The following is a 17,071-nucleotide window of genomic DNA, read 5'->3' on the forward strand; positions in this document are numbered from 1 at the left end:
TGCGCCGACGTTACGAGTTGGGTGCGAGCACACCGCCGTCCGGCAGGCGCTTGTGGTGTACAGATCACCCGAATGGGCGGACCGGCGGCGGGCGTCGCGACAGGCGCCGCCCGCCGGATGGGCGCGACACCGGGTGTGTGTGGTGCGGGTGTGCGCGACACGGTCATGGCGCCCGGTCCGCGCGTCGCTGCGGGTGCACGCGGACCGGGGCCGTTCGAGGTCCCCGGTGGGGGAGTCTCCCGGGGGAGGGGTCAGCCGGCGGTGCTCAGTTCCTGCTGCTCCGCCAGGCCGGCGGCGTGCGCGTCCATGCGCTGGGCCGCCAGGATCGCCACGGCGGTGTCGGCGCGGGACGCGGCGACGAGGAGGGCCCGGCCGGCGACGGCGTGGGCCCGGTCGTGCAGTGCCGCCAGGGGCGGCCCGGCCGGTGCCGAGGCGAGGGGGGAGCGGACCTGCGTCCGCCCGCCGCGCAGCCGGGTCACCTGCTGAGCGAGCCGGGTGGCGGCGGTGTCCAGGTCGGCCGACGGCGCGGCGGCGCGCAGCTCGTCGGTGACGGCGAGCAGCGCCGCGAGGTGACCCGCGAGCTGGATGTCGAGTTCTTCCTCGCGAGAGCGGTGGGGGAAGTCCGAGGGCGTGCCGGCCATCGCGGTGTGGGCGGACCTACGGGAAGAAGCTGTGTGGATCGGCTCGTACATGAGGATGGCCTCCCGTGCTGTCAGGAAGCCATCCTAGCTTAGATTTCGTCTAAAGTTGAGGGGTCCAGGAAATTCAGGCCCGGATGATGTTTAAGGCTGGCTGTAGCCGTCCAGGAAGCGGGCGATCCGGCCCACCGCGTCCCGCAGGTCCGTCGCCGTCGGCAGGGTGACGACCCGGAAGTGGTCGGGCTCGGGCCAGTTGAAGCCCGTTCCCTGCACCACCATGATCTTCTCCCGGCGCAGCAGGTCGAGGACCATCTGCCGGTCGTCCCGGATCTTGAAGACGGCCGGGTCGAGGCGCGGGAAGAGGTACAGCGCCCCCTTCGGCCGCACGCAGGTGACGCCCGGGATCTGCGTCAGCAGCTCGTACGCCGTGTCCACCTGCTCCTTGAGCCGTCCGCCCGGCAGCACCAGGTCGTTGATCGTCTGGCGTCCGCTGAGCGCGGCCACCACCCCGTGCTGCCCCGGCATGTTCGCGCACAGGCGCATGTTCGCCAGGATCGTCAGGCCCTCGATGTAGGAGTCGGCGTGCGCGCGCGGACCGGAGATCGACATCCAGCCGACCCGGTAGCCGGCCACCCGGTACGCCTTCGACATGCCGTTGAAGGTGAGGGTGAGCAGGTCGGGGGCGATCTTGGCGGTCGGGGTGTGCGTGGCGCCGTCGTAGAGGATCTTGTCGTAGATCTCGTCCGAGCAGATCAGCAGGTTGTGCCGGCGCGCGATGTCCGTCAGCCCCCGGATCATGGCCTCGTCGTAGACGGCCCCGGTCGGGTTGTTCGGGTTGATGATGACGAGCGCCTTGGTGCGGTCGGTCACCTTGCGCTCGATGTCGGCGAGGTCCGGCATCCAGTCGGCCTGCTCGTCGCAGCGGTAGTGCACGGCGGTGCCGCCGGAGAGCGAGACCGCGGCGGTCCACAGCGGGTAGTCCGGCGCCGGGACCAGCACCTCGTCGCCGTCGTCCAGCAGGCCCTGCATCGCCATGACGATCAGCTCGGAGACGCCGTTGCCGATGAAGACGTGCTCGACGTCCGTCTCGATGCCGAGTGTCTGGTTGTGCATCACGACGGCCCGGCGCGCCGCCAGCAGACCCTTGGCGTCGCCGTAGCCGTGCGCCGTGGAGACGTTGCGGAGGATGTCCTCCAGGATCTCCGGCGGGGCCTCGAAGCCGAAGGCGGCCGGGTTGCCCGTGTTCAGCTTGAGGATGCGGTGACCGGCCGCTTCCAGCCGCATCGCCTCCTCGAGAACCGGGCCCCGGATCTCGTAACAGACGTTGGCGAGCTTGGTCGACTGGATCACCTGCATGTCTGGGAGCTTACGGCCCGGTAACGCCTCCGGGGGCGTGTTTTCCGCCACGTGAGACGTGGATTTTGGGTGGTTTTCGGTGATGGCTCAGGGCAGCGTCCAGATCTGGGTCGTGACGACGTAGAAGACCGCCACCCAGAAAGCCATCACCACGGCGATGATGCCGAGGCCGATGAGGTTGGTCCGCGTCGCCGGCTCGTCGGGGGCCGGTCTCAGCCACCGCTTGAGGAGCCGGTTCACGTAGTACGGCATGGTGAGGAAGCTCATCAGGAAGCTCGACAGCAGGTTGCCCACGAGCAGCCCGAGCCAGAACGGCATGCCCAGCGGTGACAGGGCGAGCGTCAGCAGCACCACGGTCGGGTACAGGCCCACCCAGACCGCGAGGGCGGTCCGGGTCTCGGAGGGCGCGGCCGCGTCCTTGCCGTTCTCCTCGAAGGCGAACCAGCTGCCGAAGGAGTTGTCGATCGTGCGCAGCCGGAAGTCGAACTTCTTCCCCTCGGCGAGGACCCGCTTGCGTCTGTTCGACGTCAGCCACGCGTCGAGATGCTCGGCGTTGTCGAACCGGTACAGGGTGGTCCAGTCGTCCTGCACCCCCTCGACCGGCTGGAAGATCTCCGTGCCGCGGAACCCCTCGAACCTCTCCTCCTCCTCGGTGAGTCGGCGCTGCCAGGCGAGGAACTCGTCGACGTGCGCCGGGTCGACCCGGTGGGTGACCACCACCGTCACCAGGGGGTCCTCCGCCGGGCGGGAGCCGCCGCTGATCACCTGCTGGGTGCCGGGACCGTCCAGCAGCCTGTCGCCGACCGTCAGGAGACGCGCTCTCGTGTCGCTGTCGATCCACGCTCTCAGGTGGGCCACGGAGTCGAACCGGTAGACGACGACCCACTCCGGCTGCGCCGGGGTCGGCGGGGAGACCTCCACGCCCAGGTATCCGGCGTAGCCGGCGGCGGCGGCGTTGACGCCCTCCTGCCATGACTCGTACTCATGTTCGAGTCCGGGCCGCACCTTCTGGTTGATGATCGCCGTCGCTCCCGCGTCCCGGCGCTGGTCGGTGCTCATGAGCCCGGGCCCGTCGCCACCGACTGCCTTTCGGCGAGCCGGCTCCAGATCCGCTCCGGGGTCAGGGGCAGCGAGCGGAAGCGGACGCCCGTGGCGTCGTGGAGCGCGTTGGCGAGCGCCGGGGCGACCGGGTTGATGCAGCACTCCGCCATCCCCTTGGACCGCATCGGGCCGACGGAGTCCGTCGAGGCCACCAGGAGCACGTCGGTGCGGGGGACGTCGGCGTAGGCGGGGATGCGGTAGTTGCGCAGGTTCGGGTTCACCATGACGCCGTCGCCGTCGACGTGGTGGTTCTCGGTCAGCGCGAAGCCGATGCCCTGGGCGACCCCGCCCTCGACCTGTCCGCGGACCTGGGCGGGATTGACGACCACGGCGGCGTCGGCCGCCTGGACGCTGTACAGGATGCGGATCTCGCCCGTCACCGGATGGACGGCGATGCGGAACCCCTGGGTGTTGGAGGTGACGCTGCGGGGTGAGCCGTAGGCCTTGCGGGCGGCGGTGAACCGGATGCCGCGGGCTCGTGCCGACGCGACCAGCTCGGCCAGCGGCACCCGCCGGTCGCCGCAGACGACCTCCTCGTCGTGGAGCGAGCACAGCACGAGATGCACGCCCGTGTACGCGGCGGCGAACTCCAGGATGCGGTCACGCACGGCGTCGGCCGCCCGGAGCACCGCGTTGCCCGCCACGAACAGTCCCGCACTGGCGAAGGCGCCGGTGTCGAATCCCGTGCGGTCCGTGTCCGACTGCACCAGACGGATCCGCGACGGCGTCGTCCCCAGCTGCCCGGCCGCGATCTGCACGTGCGCGGTCGACGTGCCCTCACCGAACTCGACGGTTCCGACGGCCAGTTCGTAGACGAGATCGTCCCCCAGGGTGACCCAGGCCTCGGAGACGTGCTCGGTCGGCGGCGCGGTCTCGTGCAGCGAGCTCGCGACGCCCGCGCCCACCAGCCATCCGGGGCCGGGAGCCGGCCGGTCGGCGGCCTCGGCCAGGGCGTGCTCCACGAGGTCGATGCACTTCGCGAGCGAGTCCTCGCTGAACGCCACGTCGTCGGGGCCGTCGTGCAGGGCCACGAGCGGGTCGCCGGGCCGCACGATGTTCCGGCGGCGCAGCGTGAGCGGATCGAGGTGCAACGCGCGTGCCAGCTCGTCCATCGCCGACTCCACCGCGAACGCCGGCTGCGTCATCCCGTATCCGCGCAGCGCGCCGCTCGGCACGGTGTCGGTGTAGACGGAGAAGGCGTCGTACCTCTTGTTGGGGCAGCGGTAGAGCATCACGGCGGCGCCGCCCGCGTACAGCGTCTCGCCGCCGTGGTTGCCGTAGGCCCCGGTGTTCGACACGTTGCGGACCTGGAACGCGGTGAGGGTGCCGTCCGCCTTCGCTCCGAGCTTGATCGTCAAGGTCATGGGGTGCCGTGGCGACGCCGTGGTGAACTCCTCCTCGCGGGTGAACTCGAAGCAGACGGGCCGTCCGGTGTCGAGGGCGGCGAGCGCCGCCAGGTCCTCCGAGATCACCTCCTGCTTGCCGCCGAAGCCGCCGCCGACGCGCTTGCAGAACACCCGGAGCTGGTCGGGGCGCAGCGCGAACAGGTAGGAGAGTTTGACCTTCGCGATCGACGGCGACTGCGAGCTGGTGCGCACGTTCAGCCGGCCGTCCTCCATCCAGGCGATCGAGCCGTGGGTCTCGAGGTGCGCGTGCTGCACGCGGGGCGAGAAGTACGTGCCCTCGTGGATCACGTCGGCCTCGGCGAACCCCGCGTCGACGTCGCCGATGTGCGTGTGGATCTCGAGCAGGACGTTGTGCGCGGGATCGCGGACGAACGGGTCGTCCGAGCCGTGCAGTTGCGGCGCCCCCTCCGCCATCGCCTCCAGCGGGTCGAACACGGCCGGCAGCACCTCGTACTCCACGCGGACCCTCCGGCAGCCCTCCTCCGCCGCCGCGACGGTGTCGGCCAGCACCGCGACCACGCGCTGGCCCACGAAGCGCACGGTGTCGTCGAGGATGCGGGTGTCGTCCGGGTCGACCAGGTGGTCGGTGTGGATGGCCGTGGTGAAGCGCCGGCGCGGCACGTCCCGCCAGGTGTAGACCCGGTGGACGCCGGGGACGGCGAGGGCGGCGCTCTTGTCGATCGCGACGATCCGGGCGTGCGCGTGCGGGGAGTGCAGCACCTTGAGGTGCAGCATGCCGTCGAGGCGCGTGTCCATGGTGAACTCGGCCCGACCGGTCACCACGTCCTCGGCGGCCGGTGCCCCGACGCTCCGGCCGACGGCCTTTCCCGGCGCGGCGCTCTCCACGCCGACCACGCCGTTCACCGCGTCCTCTATGGCCCGGTAGCCGGTGCAGCGGCAGAGGTTGCCCTTCAACGCCCGGGGCAGGTCGGCCTTCTGGGCGTCGGTGAAGGCCGCGGAAGTCATGATCATCCCGGCGGTGCAGAATCCGCACTGGAACCCCGGGGCGTCGCGGAAGCGGCGTTGCACCGGGTGCAGGTCGCCGGGTGAGCCCAGGCCCTCGATCGTGGTCACCTCGCGGCCGTCCGCGCGGAAGGCGGGGGTGATGCAGCTGTGCACCGGGTCACCGTCCAGCCAGACCGTGCAGGCGCCGCAGTCGCCCGCGTCGCAGCCCTTCTTGACGCCGTGATGGCCGAGCGAGCGCAGGAAGGTGCGCAGGCACTGGCCGGGTTCGGGTTCCTCCTGGAAGCTCCTGCCGTTCACGAGGTAGGTCATGTCAGGTTCCAGCCATGAGTTCGTGGCGAATCTCTTCGGCGAAGTGCTGTGTCAGATGGCGCCGGTGGCCGGGGGTCCCGTTGGGGTCGGCGAACCAGACGCCGGCGGGGACGGCGTCGATGCTGTGCCGCAGGGTCGGGGCGTCGGGAAGGCCGTCGAACGCCATGCGCACCGGCCGTGTGGTGCCCGCCGTGACGGTGAGCAGCAGGTCGTTCGTCCCCGGGGCCAGCGTGCCGATCAGGAACACCGTCGAACGGCCGAGGCGGGTCAGGGCGAAGCGGCGGTGCGCGGCGCGCTTGCGCAGGGCGCGCGCCGGTATCACGACGCGCCGCAGGATCTCGCCCGGAGCGAGCACGTTGCGGTGGTCGCCGGTCACGAAGTCGAGCGCGTCGACGGCGCGCGTCGATCCGTCGGGCGCCCACAGTTCGTACCGTGCCTCGAGCGCGACCGTCAGCGTGATCATCGGCCCGGCGGGCAGGGACAGGCAGATGTTCCCGCCGACGGTCGCCGAGTTCCAGACCTTGAAGGAGGACAGGAACGCCTCGCAGCTGAGTGCGAGGAGCGGGCCCGCGATCCAGTCGGCGGGCGGTGTGAAGGCGTACAGATCCGCGATGGTGCACGTCGCGCCGATCTCGAGGCCCGCGTCGCTGACGGCCAGCGGATCCCAGTGCAGCGCCGTCAGGTCCACGAGGCGGCGCAGTTCCGGCTGTTCGGCGGAGAAGAGCCAGGTGCCGCCGGCCAGCCAGGCGTCGCCTTCACGCCAGTCCGCGCCGGGCCGGCCCGCCGGTCGGCGGACGACTTCGGTGATGGTGTTGAGGTCCATGGGGTCGATCTCCCTCACGGCGACGAGCGTGCGAAGGCCTCTGTCGACGGGGCGCGATGGGCGCGGAGAGTCCTTCCCAGGGTATCCCCGGGCGGGGAGGGCCCGCCATGTCGGCACTTGCGGGCGGGGCGGCTGATCATGCCGCCCACCGGGGCCGATGAGCCGTCGCCGCCTCCCGGCGCATTCCCCAGGGCGTTCCTTCGGCTTCCCCCGCGGCTCCCCGCGGCTTCCCTCTGTCCTGGTCCGCCGGGCGGTCCCGGACGGGGGCGCCGCCTTCCGTCCCGTGGCCGAAAGCCGACCCTTGCCCTCCTCCCCTCTGGAACCAACAATGCGCATGACAAAACAGCGGGCGGCCGGAAAATCTCCGGTCGCCCCGTCGTAAGAGGGGACCCCCACATGAGAAAGCCTCTCGTCGCCGCCTGCTTCGCCCTGGCCATCGCCGGGGCGGGCGCGGCGCCCGCGGTCGCCGCACCGGCCGCGGCCGGAACCGGAGCGGCCGCGCCCGTCCTCAGGGCCGCCACACCCACGCTCAGGGCCGTGAACCTCGCCGGGACCGTCGCGCTCAGCAACTGCTCCGGCTCGGTCGTCCGCTTCCCGAGCTCCCTGGACACCGACCCCGCGCTGGTGCTCTCCAACGGCCACTGCCTGTCGACCGGCTTCCCGGAGCCGGGCGAGGTGCTCGTCAACCAGGCCTCCAGCCGCACGTTCGGCCTGCTCAACTCCGCCGGCACCCGGGTCGCGACGCTGCGCGCCAGCAAGCTCGCCTACGGGACGATGACCGACACCGACGTCTCGATCTACCAGCTCACCAGCACCTACGCGTCGATCAAGAACTCGTACGGCATCTCGGCGCTGACCGTGCAGGACACGCACCCGGTCGCCGGCACCGCCATCACCGTGGCGTCCGGCTACTGGAAGCGCCTCTACAGCTGCAACATCGACGGGTTCGTCTACCGGATGAAGGAGGGCGACTGGACCTGGAAGGACTCGGTCCGTTACACCTCCGCCTGCCAGACCATCGGCGGCACCTCCGGCTCGCCGGTGATCGACCAGGCCACCGGCAAGGTCGTCGCCGTCAACAACACCGGCAACGAGGACGGCCAGCGCTGCACCGAGAACAACCCCTGTGAGGTCGACGCGAACGGCAACGTCACCGTCCGCAAGGGCATCAACTACGCCCAGGAGACCTACCTGATCCCGGCCTGCTTCAAGGCCGGCAACCAGATCGACCTGAACAGGAGCGGGTGCACTCTGCCCAAGCCGTAGGGCGAGGCGGCGGGGCGTTCCGTCACGTGGGACCGCGACGGACCGCCCGCCCCGCCAGCACGTCCGTGCGCCGCCCGTCCTCGATGACGAAGCGGCCGTCGATCAGGACGTGCGGAATGCCCGTGGGCAGGGTGCGCGGGGACTCGTACGTCGAGCCCGCCGCCACCGTCGCCGGGTCGAAGAGCACCAGGTCGGCGCGATGCCCCTCCCGGATCACACCCCGGTCCGGCAGACGCAGGCGGGCCGCCGGACGGCCGGTCAGGTGGGCGACGCACTCCTCGAGGGAGAGGATTCCCGCGTCCCGCACGTAGTGGCCGAGATAGCGCGGGAACGTGCCGTACGCGCGCGGGTGCGGCCTGGCGCCGGTCAGGACGCCGTCCGAGCCGCCCGTGTGGACGCGATGGCGCATGATCGCGCGGACGTTCTCCTCGTGGCCCACGTGCTGCAGGATCGTCGGGCCGAGTCGGTCGTCGAGCAGCAGCCGGCGCGCCGTCGCCCACGGGGCCTCACCCAGCCGTGCGGCCGACGCGCCGACCGTGCGGCCGACGAAGTCGCCCAGCGCCTGGTTCGTCACCCCGGAGATCTCGATCGTCTCCCAGTCCACCGGAACCCCGTGGCAGCCGTCAGCGCCGGTCACCTCCAGGTCGTGGCGGATGCGTTCGGCGACCTCGTCGTCCGCGAGGCGGCGCAGGACCTCCGAGGGGCCGCCCTCACTCGCCCAACCGGGCAGCAGTGCCGCGAGCGTGGTGCAGCCGGGCGTGTAGGGATAGGTGTCGAGGGTGATGTCGGCGCCCGCGTCGAGCGCCTCGTCCAGCAGGGCCAGCAGTTCCGGCGCGCGCCCCTCGTTCACGCCGAAGTTCATGGTGGCGTGGGCCAGATGGAGACCGCAGCCGGACTTCCCGGCCAGCTCCACCATCTCCGCGTACGCCTCCAGCGCACCGGCGCCGTAACTGCGGTGGTGGGGGCAGTAGTAGCCGCCGTGGCGCGCCACCACCCGGCACAGCGCCTCCAGTTCGGCGTTGTCCGCGTACATCCCGGGCGTGTACGTCAGTCCGGACGACAGGCCGACCGCGCCCTCCTCCAGTCCCTCCGCCACCAGCCGCCGCATCCGGTCCAGCTCCCGCGGCGTGGCGGGCCGGTCCTCCCAGCCGACCACGAGGGCCCGGACCGTGCCCTGCGGGACGAGATACGCCGCGTTGACGGCGATGCCCCGGCCGTCGACACCGCGGTCCAGCCGGTCCAGGTACTCGCCCACCGACCGCCAGTCGAAGTCGACGTCGTCGCCGGGGCCGTTCCAGCCGGTGATGGCGTGGCGCACCTCCGCGAGGGTGCGGTCGTCGACCGGGGCGTACGACAGACCGTCCTGGCCCAGGACTTCGAGCGTCACGCCCTGGGCCGCCTTCGCGCTGTGGTCCGGGTCGCTCAGCAGCGCCAGGTCGCTGTGGGCGTGCATGTCGATGAAGCCAGGAGAGAGGACCAGCCCCTCCGCGTCCAGCTCCCGCACGGCCCTCGGACGCTGACAGCCCGCGGCCGCCGCCTCCTTGACGATCGAGACGATCCTGCCGTCGTCGATCACCACGTCCGCGCGGTAGGAGTCCGCGCCCGTGCCGTCGACGACGTCGGCGTCCCGGATGACGAGGTCTTCCATGTCGGCCTCCGGCTCGGACGGGTCAGAAGTACGTGCGGATGTAGTCGACCACCGTGCCGTCCGCCTCGGCCAGCGGGATCAGCGGCCACTTGTCGAAGGACGTGCACGGGTGCGACAGGCCGAGGCCCACCCAGTCGCCGACCTCCAGGTCCGCCTCGTCCGTCGTGCGCAGCCAGGCGTGCTGGTCGGACAGGGCGGTCACCGAGACGCCGGTCGCGGGGCGTTCGCGGCCGTCGCGGCGGATCACCTGGGCGAACGGCAGGTCGAGGTCGTAGGCGGCGTCGCGCTTGCCCGCGTTGACGAACGCCTGCTCGGGAGAGGGGCGCGAGACGACCTGGGTCCACAGCCGGAACGCGGGCTCCAGCGAGCCCTCCCCGGGCACCCGGTTGAACGGCGTCAGCCCCCGGTAGTGGCCGTCGTCGTGCGAGACGTACGCCCCCGAGCGCAGCAGCTTCAACACGGGGAGGGAGAGTTCGGGGATGCCGGCGAAGACGTCGGCGACCGCGTCGAACCAGGCGCTGCCGCCCGCGCTGACGACGATCTCCTCGGCGCCCGTGAAGCGCCCCGCCGCGTCGAAGGCGGCGGCCAGCGCGACCAGCCGGCGCAGCCAGGCGTGCACCCGCTCCGGGTCGGCCTCCGGCACCTCGCCCTCGTAACCCGCGACCCCGACCAGCCGCAGCGTCGGGACGGCCGCCACCGCGTCCGCGACCGCCGCGCACTCCTCCTCCGTGCGCACGCCGGTGCGGGCGCCCTCACCCGCGGCCAGCTCGACCACGACGTCGAGGGGGCGGGCGGCGCCGCGCAGCGCCGCGTCCATCAGCTCCACGCCGCGCACGGAGTCGACGTAACAGACCAGGCGGAACCCGGGGTCGGCGTCGAGTTCGGCGGAGACCCAGCGCAGGGCCGCCGGGTCGACCAGTTCGTTGGCGAGGAAGATCCGGCCGACGCCGAACGCCCGGGCCACCCGCACCTGGTGCGGGACCGCGAGGGTGATGCCCCAGGCGCCCCGGTCGATCTGGCGCCGGAAGAGCTGCGGGGCCATGGAGGTCTTGCCGTGCGGCGCGAAGTCGAGGCCGTGCCGGAGCGCGTACGTCTCCATGAGCGCGAGGTTGTGCTCAAGCCGCTCCGCGGAGAGGACCAGCACGGGCGTCGCGAAGCCGCCGGCGAAGAGGCTGCGGCGCTGGGCGGCCAGCTCGCCGACGGTGAGGCCGTCGGCGTCCGGCGGGAGGCCCTTGAAGCGGTGGTCGACGCGTTCCTCGGCCAGTCGGGCGAACGCCGCGATCGCCTCGGTACTCATGGAACCTCCCTGATCAGGAGCGTTGCACAAACTGCAACGTCCATTGCGTATGTCGCTGACTGCTGTCTAACATCTCCGCCAACGCGGGGTCAACGGATCCTCCCCCAGCCTCCGGCCGGGGGGATTCCCCTCCCGCCTCGCTCGCCCACACCAGCACGGGAGCCACGACGATCGTGACCGCCACCGGACCCCGCAACGCCCCCGACGCCCCCGACGCCCCGGGTCGCCCGGGCGGCCCCCACGCGTCGCAGGCTGCGGACCTCGCGGATCACGTGGATGTCGTCGACGTCGTCACGCTCGGCGAATCCATGGTCGCCCTCCTGCCCTCCCGTCCGGGCCGCCTCGCCGACGTGCCGTCCTTCGACCGGGGCATCGGCGGTGCGGAGTCCAACGTGGCCTGCGCCCTGGCGGCGGCCGGGCACACGGCGCGCTGGGTCGGCCGGGTAGGGACGGACGGCTTCGGCGACCACCTCGTCGAGACCGTCGGCTCCTACGGCGTCGACGTCAGCCGCGTGCGACGCGACCCGGACCGGCCGACCGGCGTCTACTTCCGCACCGCCGGCGACCGGGCCGGCGACTCCCACGAGGTCGCCTACTACCGTGCCGGGTCCGCCGCCTCCGCGATGTCCGTCGAGACCGTCGGCCTCGACGCCGTACGGGCCGGCCGCATCCTGCACCTCACCGGCATCACCGCGGCCCTCTCCGCGGACTGTCTCGGCCTGCTGCGCGAACTGACCGCCGCCCGGCCCGGCCGGCCGCTCGTCTCCTTCGACGTCAACCACCGGCCCCGGCTGTGGACGGACGGCGACGGCCCCCGGATTCTGCGGGAACTGGCCCGCGGCGCGGACGTGGTGTTCGTCGGCGAGGACGAGGCCGCCGACGTGTGGGGCCTGGACGGCCCCGACGCCGTACGCGCCGCGATCCCCGAACCCGAGGTGCTCGTCGTCAAACAGGGCGCGCACGGGGCGACCCTCTTCCACGGGGACCGCGCCCTGCACGTCCCGGCACCCCGGGTCGACGTCGTCGCCGCCGTCGGCGCCGGGGACGCCTTCGCCGCCGGCTTCCTCTCCGCCACCCTGCGCGGGCTGCCCGCCCGCGACCGGCTGCGGCACGGGCATCTGACGGCTGCCGCCGCCCTCACCGTCCCCGGCGACCTCGCCGTCCCCCCGTCCCGCGACCACGCCGACCGGCTCGCCGCCCTCGACGACACCGCGTGGGGGAGACTTCGACTCGGCCCGGGCTGGACGCAGGCCCCGGCCGCCCCCGAGGAGGAACGCACCCCATGAGCCAGACCGTCGACCGCGCCCTGAGCATCCTGCCGCTGCTCGCCGAGGGTCCCGCCGACCTCGGGCAGGTCGCCGACCGCCTCGACGTGCACAAGTCGACCGCCCTGCGGCTGCTGCGCACCCTCCACGAGCACGGCCTCGTCTACCGCCAGGCCGACCAGCGCTACCGCCTCGGCGCCCGCCTGTTCGCCCTCGCCCAGGAGGCGATGGAGAACCTCGACGTCCGCGAGATCGCCCACCCCCACCTGGCCCGGCTGGGCGAGGCCTGCGGCCACACCGTCCACCTCGCCGTGTACGAGGACGGCGAAGTCCTCTACATCGACAAGGTGGAGAGCCGCTACCCGGTGCGCATGTACTCGCGCATCGGCAGGCCCGTCGCCATCACCGTCGCCGCCGTCGCCAAGCTGCTCCTCGCCGACCTGCCCGAGCCCGAGCGGAGGGCCGTCGCCGAGAGCCTCGACTACCCCCTCTACACGGCCCGTTCGACGCCCGGCGCGGCCGCGTTCCTGCGGGAGCTGCAGAAGGTGCGCGAACAGGGCTGGGCCACCGACCTCGGCGGCCACGAGGAGTCCATCAACTGCGTCGCCGCGCCCGTCCGGGGCGCCGACGGCCGGGTGGTCGCCGCGCTGTCCGTCTCCGCGCCGAACGTCGTCGTCACCGCCGACGAACTGCTCGCCCTGCTCCCGCTGGTGCGCCGCACGGCGGACGCCGTCAGCGGCGAGTACTCCGGCAGGGCCCCCGTATCAGCTCCGGACAAGGACATCGAATGACCGAGAAGACCGCACTCACCCCCGGCACCCACACCACCCCGCCCGCGAAGTTCTCGCACGGCGTGAAGAAGGGGAACATCCTCCAGGTCGCGGGCCAGGTCGGTTTCCTGCCCGCCGAGCCGGGCAGGCCGCCGACCCCGGCCGGTCCCGGCCTGCGCGAGCAGACCCTGCAGACCCTCGCCAACGTCAGGTCGATCCTGAACGAGGGCGGCGCGGGCTGGGACGACGTCATGATGATCCGCGTCTACCTGACCGACACCGGGCACTTCGCCGAGTTCAACGAGCTGTACGACGCGTACTTCGAGGAGCAGGACCTCACCGCCCCGCCCGCGGCCCGCACCACGGTCTACGTCGGCCTGCCGGCGGGACTGCTCGTCGAGATCGACGCGCTCGCCGTCCTCGGCTGACACCCCGGCCCCGAACACGTGGGGGTGCGCCTGCCAGGCGGCCGTATTGGGCGTCTTCGTCTGGTTCTCTGACGGATCGCCGTGCGGAACTCCCGTAACGAAGTAGGGGCTGGCTGTGTCCGGCACAGGATCTTCGACCATACTGCCCGCTGTGGAGCAGCGCATAGGTTCGAGCAGCCAGCCCCTGGAGGGCGCCGGATTCGACCCGGCATTCGTCCCCGGGCTCACGTCGCCCGTGACCGCGGAGCCGGCCGACGCGAAGCCGGCCGAGGCCGACGACGCCGAGGCGGTCGTCGACTCCGAGGAGGTGGAGAAGAGCGGGCCCGACGCCGGGGCCGACGCGGACGCGGAGACCGAAGCCGACGCCGGGGACGGGGACGCGGAGGAGCCGGACGCGTCCGTCGACGGCCCCGTCTTCGAGGCCTCGGACCGCCGGGCGCGGATCGCCGCCGACGCCAGAGGGGTCCGCCTGCGCCTCGACGAGGAGGAGTGCGAGTTCCGCTGGGACGAGATCGGCGCCGTCGAGACCGAGACGCCGCGTTTCGGCAAGCGGTACACCGTCACCGTGCACACCCCCGACCGCCGCTGGTACCCGATCGAGATCGAGGCGACGGCCAGGGCGCGCTTCGCGGAGTGGGACGAGCAGCTGGACGCCGTCCTCGACGCCTACTTCGAGGACGGCGACGCCGAGCCCGCGGACCCCGGCGACGCCGAGGCGGTAGAGGCGTCCGAGGTCAAGGACGCCGACGTCGAGGAGCCGGCGTCCAAGAAGGCCGACTAGCCGCGGTACTGCGGACTAGGCGCAGTACTGCGCCTGCTTGCCGATCGATCGGTACATGCAGTCCGCGTTCTCCAGCAGTTGCAGCACCGCGTCCCGGTTGCGGGAGGTCTCCCGCTCGATGACCTCGTCGGGCGGGTAGAAGCCGCCTCCCGAACCGGACGACGGGTACATCTCGAAGGTGTACGAGAAGATCCTCTGCGTTCCCCAGAGGTAGTCGTCGATCGAGCCGTCGGTGATGTACAGGTCGCTGGACTGCTCGGGCGTGTAGCCGTTGCTCGCGGCCATCTTCTGCCCGACGGCCTTGAACGCGGCGTTGTCGTCCGCGGTCATCCCGGTCGCCGTGTCCGAGTACGTGTAGCCGAACGGCCACAGCACCAGCTCGCTGTAGGTGTGGAAGTCGATGCCGGCGGTGATCTGCTGCCTGCCGCCGACGACCCGGCTGCGCACGAAGTCGGCGACGACCTTCACCTCGGGCGCGGACTCGGCGGACGCGCCCCGGTAGGTCTCGGACGACTTGGTGCCCGAAGAGCCGCCGCAGCAGCCCCACTTGAAGTCCCAGTTCCGGTTGAGGTCCGTTCCGACGTACGAGGAACCGGAGTTGGGCTGCCGGTTCTTGCGCCACGACCGGTAGGAGCCGGTGGCGATGTCGTACTCGCCGCCGTCCGGGTTGAGATCGGGGACGATCCAGATCTCGCGTCCATTGACCATGTCGGTGATCCGGGAGTCGGTGCCGTACCCGGCGCTCAGCTCGCGCATCAGGTACAGGGCCATCTCCACGGTGAGGTGCTCGCGGGCGTGCTGGTGATGGGTGAACAGCACCTCCGGCTCGGCCTCGTCGACGGCCACGTTGTCGCTGATCTTGACGGCCACGATGTCCCGGCCCTGGTAGGACTTGCCGATGACCCGCTTGCTCATGATGTCCGGGCGGGCGGCGACGCGCTGGTCGATCTCCGCCGTCATCTCGGCGTAGTTGTGGTACTTCGCGTCGGCGGACGGGAAGTCGAAGAGCCGTACCTCGTCCTCGGCGACCCGGTCCGGCGCCGCGCCCAGGGGCGAGACCGCGTATCCCTGGGCGCGCAGCTTCCCGATCTGCTCGGCCCGGCCGGAGACCACGACGGTCTCCTCGTCGGCCTCGTCGACGCTCACCCCGGAGGCGGCGATCGCGGTGCGCAGCTGCGGGGTGCTGTGGTGTACGTGGATCTCGTACTGGCGGATGTCGTCGGCGGACGGCGCCGGCTTTCGGGCGCCGCCCGCCGACGCGTCGGTCACGGCCGAGAACGGTGCGGCCAGGGCGAGGGCCAGCAGGGCGGCGAGGACGGTGCTTCTCGCGCCGCTGCCGCGGGTGCGCAGTCGCATGAACGCTCCTGGTGGGGAGTCGGAGTGTGTGGGGGCGTGCACTTCGCCGGTGCGCCTGGTGTGCGGCTGCCGCACATCGTCGATGCATGGCATGGACAGGTCAATAGGGCAACGGGTGGCAAAGGGGTGATGGCCGAAACCGTGCGCAAAACGGCGCATGACAGGCCGTGAAGTGTAATTGCGCACGCACCCGCCGAAAGTGATCACACGCGAGGGCGAACCGAGCGCATCAGGTGGAGATCGGGCAGGCGCTCTTGCCGGACCGGCCGCTTTGCGCTTTCTTGACCCTCATGGCGGACACCACGGAACCCCCCACGGGATACACCAAGGACGACACCGAGGCTCCCTCCGGCACCGACCAGACCCCCCGAAAGTCCAGCTGGAAGTACATCGGACCCGGCATCGTGGTCGCGGCGACCGGCGTCGGCGCCGGCGACCTCGTGGCCACCCTCATCGCGGGCAGCAACTTCGGCTACACCCTGCTCTGGGCGGCGGTCGTCGGCTGCCTGGTCAAGATCTCCCTCGCCGAGGCGGCCGGCCGCTGGCACCTGTCCACCGGCCGCACCCTCTTCGACGGCTGGGCGGCGCTCGGCCGTTGGACGACCTGGTTCTTCGGCTTCTACCTCGTCGTCTGGGGCTTCGTCTACGGCGCGGCGGCGATGTCGTCGAGCGCGCTGCCGCTGCAGGCGCTGTTCCCGGACGCCATGGGCCTCAAGTCGTGGGCCGTCGCCTGCGGTCTGATCGGCCTGGTGTTCGTCTGGTTCAACAAGTACGCCGTCTTCGAGAAGGTCATGACCGTCCTGGTGGGCGTCATGTTCGTGGTCACGGTGTACCTGGCGGTCCGGGTGACGCCGAACCTCGGCGACGCCTTCGCCGGCCTTCTGCCGGTCCTGCCGGACGAGAAGGACTCCGTCCTCAACACCCTCGGCCTGATCGGCGGCGTGGGCGGCACCATCACGCTTGCCGCGTACGGCTACTGGGTCAACGCCAAGGGCTGGACGAACACGGGCTGGATGAAGGTCATGCGGCTGGACAACCGCGTCGCGTACCTCACGACCGGTGTCTTCGTCGTCGCCATGCTCTTCGTCGGCGCGGAGCTGCTGCACTCGGCGAACGTGTCGATCGCGAGCGGCGACAAGGGGCTCGTGCAGCTCAGCGACATCCTGGAGGCGAAGTACGGCGCGGCGACCGCCAAGTTCTTCCTCATCGGCTTCTTCGCGACGTCCTTCACCTCTCTGATCGGCGTCTGGCACGGCGTGAGCCTGATGTTCGCCGACTTCTACGCCCGCCTGCGCGGCGGCAGCGACACGACCGGCACGGAGGTCGCCTCCGGCGAGCGGGAACGCTCCTGGCCCTTCCGGGCGTACCTGCTCTGGCTGACGTTCCCGCCGATCGTGCTGCTCTTCCAGGGCCAGCCGTTCCGCCTGGTCATCCTCTACGGCGTGCTGGGCGCGGCCTTCCTGCCGTTCCTCGCGGGAACGCTGCTGTGGCTGCTCAACTCCTCCCGCACGCCCCCCGAATGGCGCAACGGGCTGCTGAGCAACGCCATGCTGGTGCTGGCGGGACTGCTGTTCCTGGTGCTGTGCGTCAAGCAGATCTGGGACCAGCCCTGGTCGGAGTTCTTCTGACCCGACCGGGCCCCGCGGAGCCCCCGTTGAACC

The 17,071-nt window shown here is 71.5% G+C and carries 14 protein-coding genes; 6 read left to right on the plus strand and 8 right to left on the minus strand.

Annotated elements, in window-relative coordinates; genetic code table 11:
• Positions 1-251: 251 nt before the first annotated feature.
• The 5 genes from ACH4ZA_RS01650 to ACH4ZA_RS01670 all read right to left on the minus strand — a co-directional run bounded on the left by ACH4ZA_RS01650 (position 252) and on the right by ACH4ZA_RS01670 (position 6,599).
• The gene (locus tag ACH4ZA_RS01650) at positions 252-692 is read right to left on the minus strand and encodes a hypothetical protein (RefSeq protein WP_319278490.1); all 441 of its coding nucleotides are present in this window, start codon (positions 690-692) and stop codon (positions 252-254) included.
• Between the two features lie 90 nt (positions 693-782).
• Complete coding sequence (locus ACH4ZA_RS01655) at positions 783-1,994, minus strand: pyridoxal phosphate-dependent aminotransferase (protein ID WP_266724121.1); 1,212 nt, start codon at positions 1,992-1,994, stop codon at positions 783-785.
• Between the two features lie 87 nt (positions 1,995-2,081).
• The gene (locus ACH4ZA_RS01660; RefSeq protein WP_398427558.1) at positions 2,082-3,053 is read right to left on the minus strand and encodes an antibiotic biosynthesis monooxygenase; all 972 of its coding nucleotides are present in this window, start codon (positions 3,051-3,053) and stop codon (positions 2,082-2,084) included.
• Positions 3,050-5,776: a molybdopterin-dependent oxidoreductase gene (locus ACH4ZA_RS01665; RefSeq protein ID WP_398427560.1), complete on the minus strand. Its 2,727-nt coding sequence runs from the start codon at positions 5,774-5,776 to the stop codon at positions 3,050-3,052. The genes ACH4ZA_RS01660 and ACH4ZA_RS01665 overlap by 4 nt, the downstream gene beginning before the upstream one ends.
• A gap of 1 nt (position 5,777) precedes the next feature.
• Entirely contained in the window at positions 5,778-6,599 is an 822-nt protein-coding gene (locus ACH4ZA_RS01670) for an FAD binding domain-containing protein (protein WP_398427820.1), read from the minus strand.
• Between the two features lie 396 nt (positions 6,600-6,995).
• On the opposite strand from ACH4ZA_RS01670, the gene ACH4ZA_RS01675 reads away from it, so the two are divergent.
• Positions 6,996-7,865, plus strand: a complete 870-nt coding sequence (locus ACH4ZA_RS01675) for a serine protease (protein WP_398427562.1) — start codon at positions 6,996-6,998, stop codon at positions 7,863-7,865.
• Positions 7,866-7,887: 22 nt separating this feature from the next.
• On the opposite strand, the gene ACH4ZA_RS01680 is transcribed toward ACH4ZA_RS01675, so the two are convergent.
• Together ACH4ZA_RS01680 and ACH4ZA_RS01685 are read right to left on the minus strand one after the other, a co-directional pair.
• The gene (locus ACH4ZA_RS01680; protein WP_398427563.1) at positions 7,888-9,513 is read right to left on the minus strand and encodes an amidohydrolase family protein; all 1,626 of its coding nucleotides are present in this window, start codon (positions 9,511-9,513) and stop codon (positions 7,888-7,890) included.
• Positions 9,514-9,535: 22 nt separating this feature from the next.
• Positions 9,536-10,810: an amino acid deaminase gene (locus ACH4ZA_RS01685; RefSeq protein WP_398427565.1), complete on the minus strand. Its 1,275-nt coding sequence runs from the start codon at positions 10,808-10,810 to the stop codon at positions 9,536-9,538.
• A gap of 272 nt (positions 10,811-11,082) precedes the next feature.
• Between ACH4ZA_RS01685 and ACH4ZA_RS01690 the strand changes: the two genes are divergently transcribed.
• The 4 genes from ACH4ZA_RS01690 (at position 11,083) to ACH4ZA_RS01705 (ending at position 14,054) form a co-directional block, all read left to right on the plus strand.
• Positions 11,083-12,096, plus strand: coding sequence for a sugar kinase (locus ACH4ZA_RS01690; protein ID WP_398427821.1), 1,014 nt, complete (start codon positions 11,083-11,085; stop codon positions 12,094-12,096).
• Complete coding sequence (locus ACH4ZA_RS01695; RefSeq protein WP_398427567.1) at positions 12,093-12,866, plus strand: IclR family transcriptional regulator; 774 nt, start codon at positions 12,093-12,095, stop codon at positions 12,864-12,866. The genes ACH4ZA_RS01690 and ACH4ZA_RS01695 overlap by 4 nt, the downstream gene beginning before the upstream one ends.
• Positions 12,863-13,273 carry a RidA family protein gene (locus ACH4ZA_RS01700; RefSeq protein ID WP_398427568.1) on the plus strand — a complete coding sequence of 137 codons (411 nt, stop codon included), beginning with the start codon at positions 12,863-12,865 and terminating at the stop codon, positions 13,271-13,273. The genes ACH4ZA_RS01695 and ACH4ZA_RS01700 overlap by 4 nt, the downstream gene beginning before the upstream one ends.
• A gap of 151 nt (positions 13,274-13,424) precedes the next feature.
• A complete protein-coding gene (locus tag ACH4ZA_RS01705) occupies positions 13,425-14,054 on the plus strand; it encodes a hypothetical protein (RefSeq protein ID WP_398427570.1) in 630 nt (209 codons plus the stop codon).
• A gap of 15 nt (positions 14,055-14,069) precedes the next feature.
• Here the strand turns inward: ACH4ZA_RS01705 and ACH4ZA_RS01710 are convergent, their stop codons facing one another.
• Positions 14,070-15,410 (minus strand): M14 family metallopeptidase, encoded by a 1,341-nt coding sequence (locus ACH4ZA_RS01710; protein WP_398427571.1) that lies wholly within the window; start codon positions 15,408-15,410, stop codon positions 14,070-14,072.
• Between the two features lie 290 nt (positions 15,411-15,700).
• Here ACH4ZA_RS01710 and ACH4ZA_RS01715 point away from each other — a divergent pair, with 290 nt between their 5' ends.
• Entirely contained in the window at positions 15,701-17,038 is a 1,338-nt protein-coding gene (locus ACH4ZA_RS01715; protein WP_398427573.1) for an Nramp family divalent metal transporter, read from the plus strand.
• Positions 17,039-17,071 lie beyond the last annotated feature (33 nt).

Origin of the sequence: Streptomyces sp. NPDC020597, assembly GCF_044335095.1 — a bacterium.
In the GTDB taxonomy this organism is placed as follows: domain Bacteria; phylum Actinomycetota; class Actinomycetes; order Streptomycetales; family Streptomycetaceae; genus Streptomyces.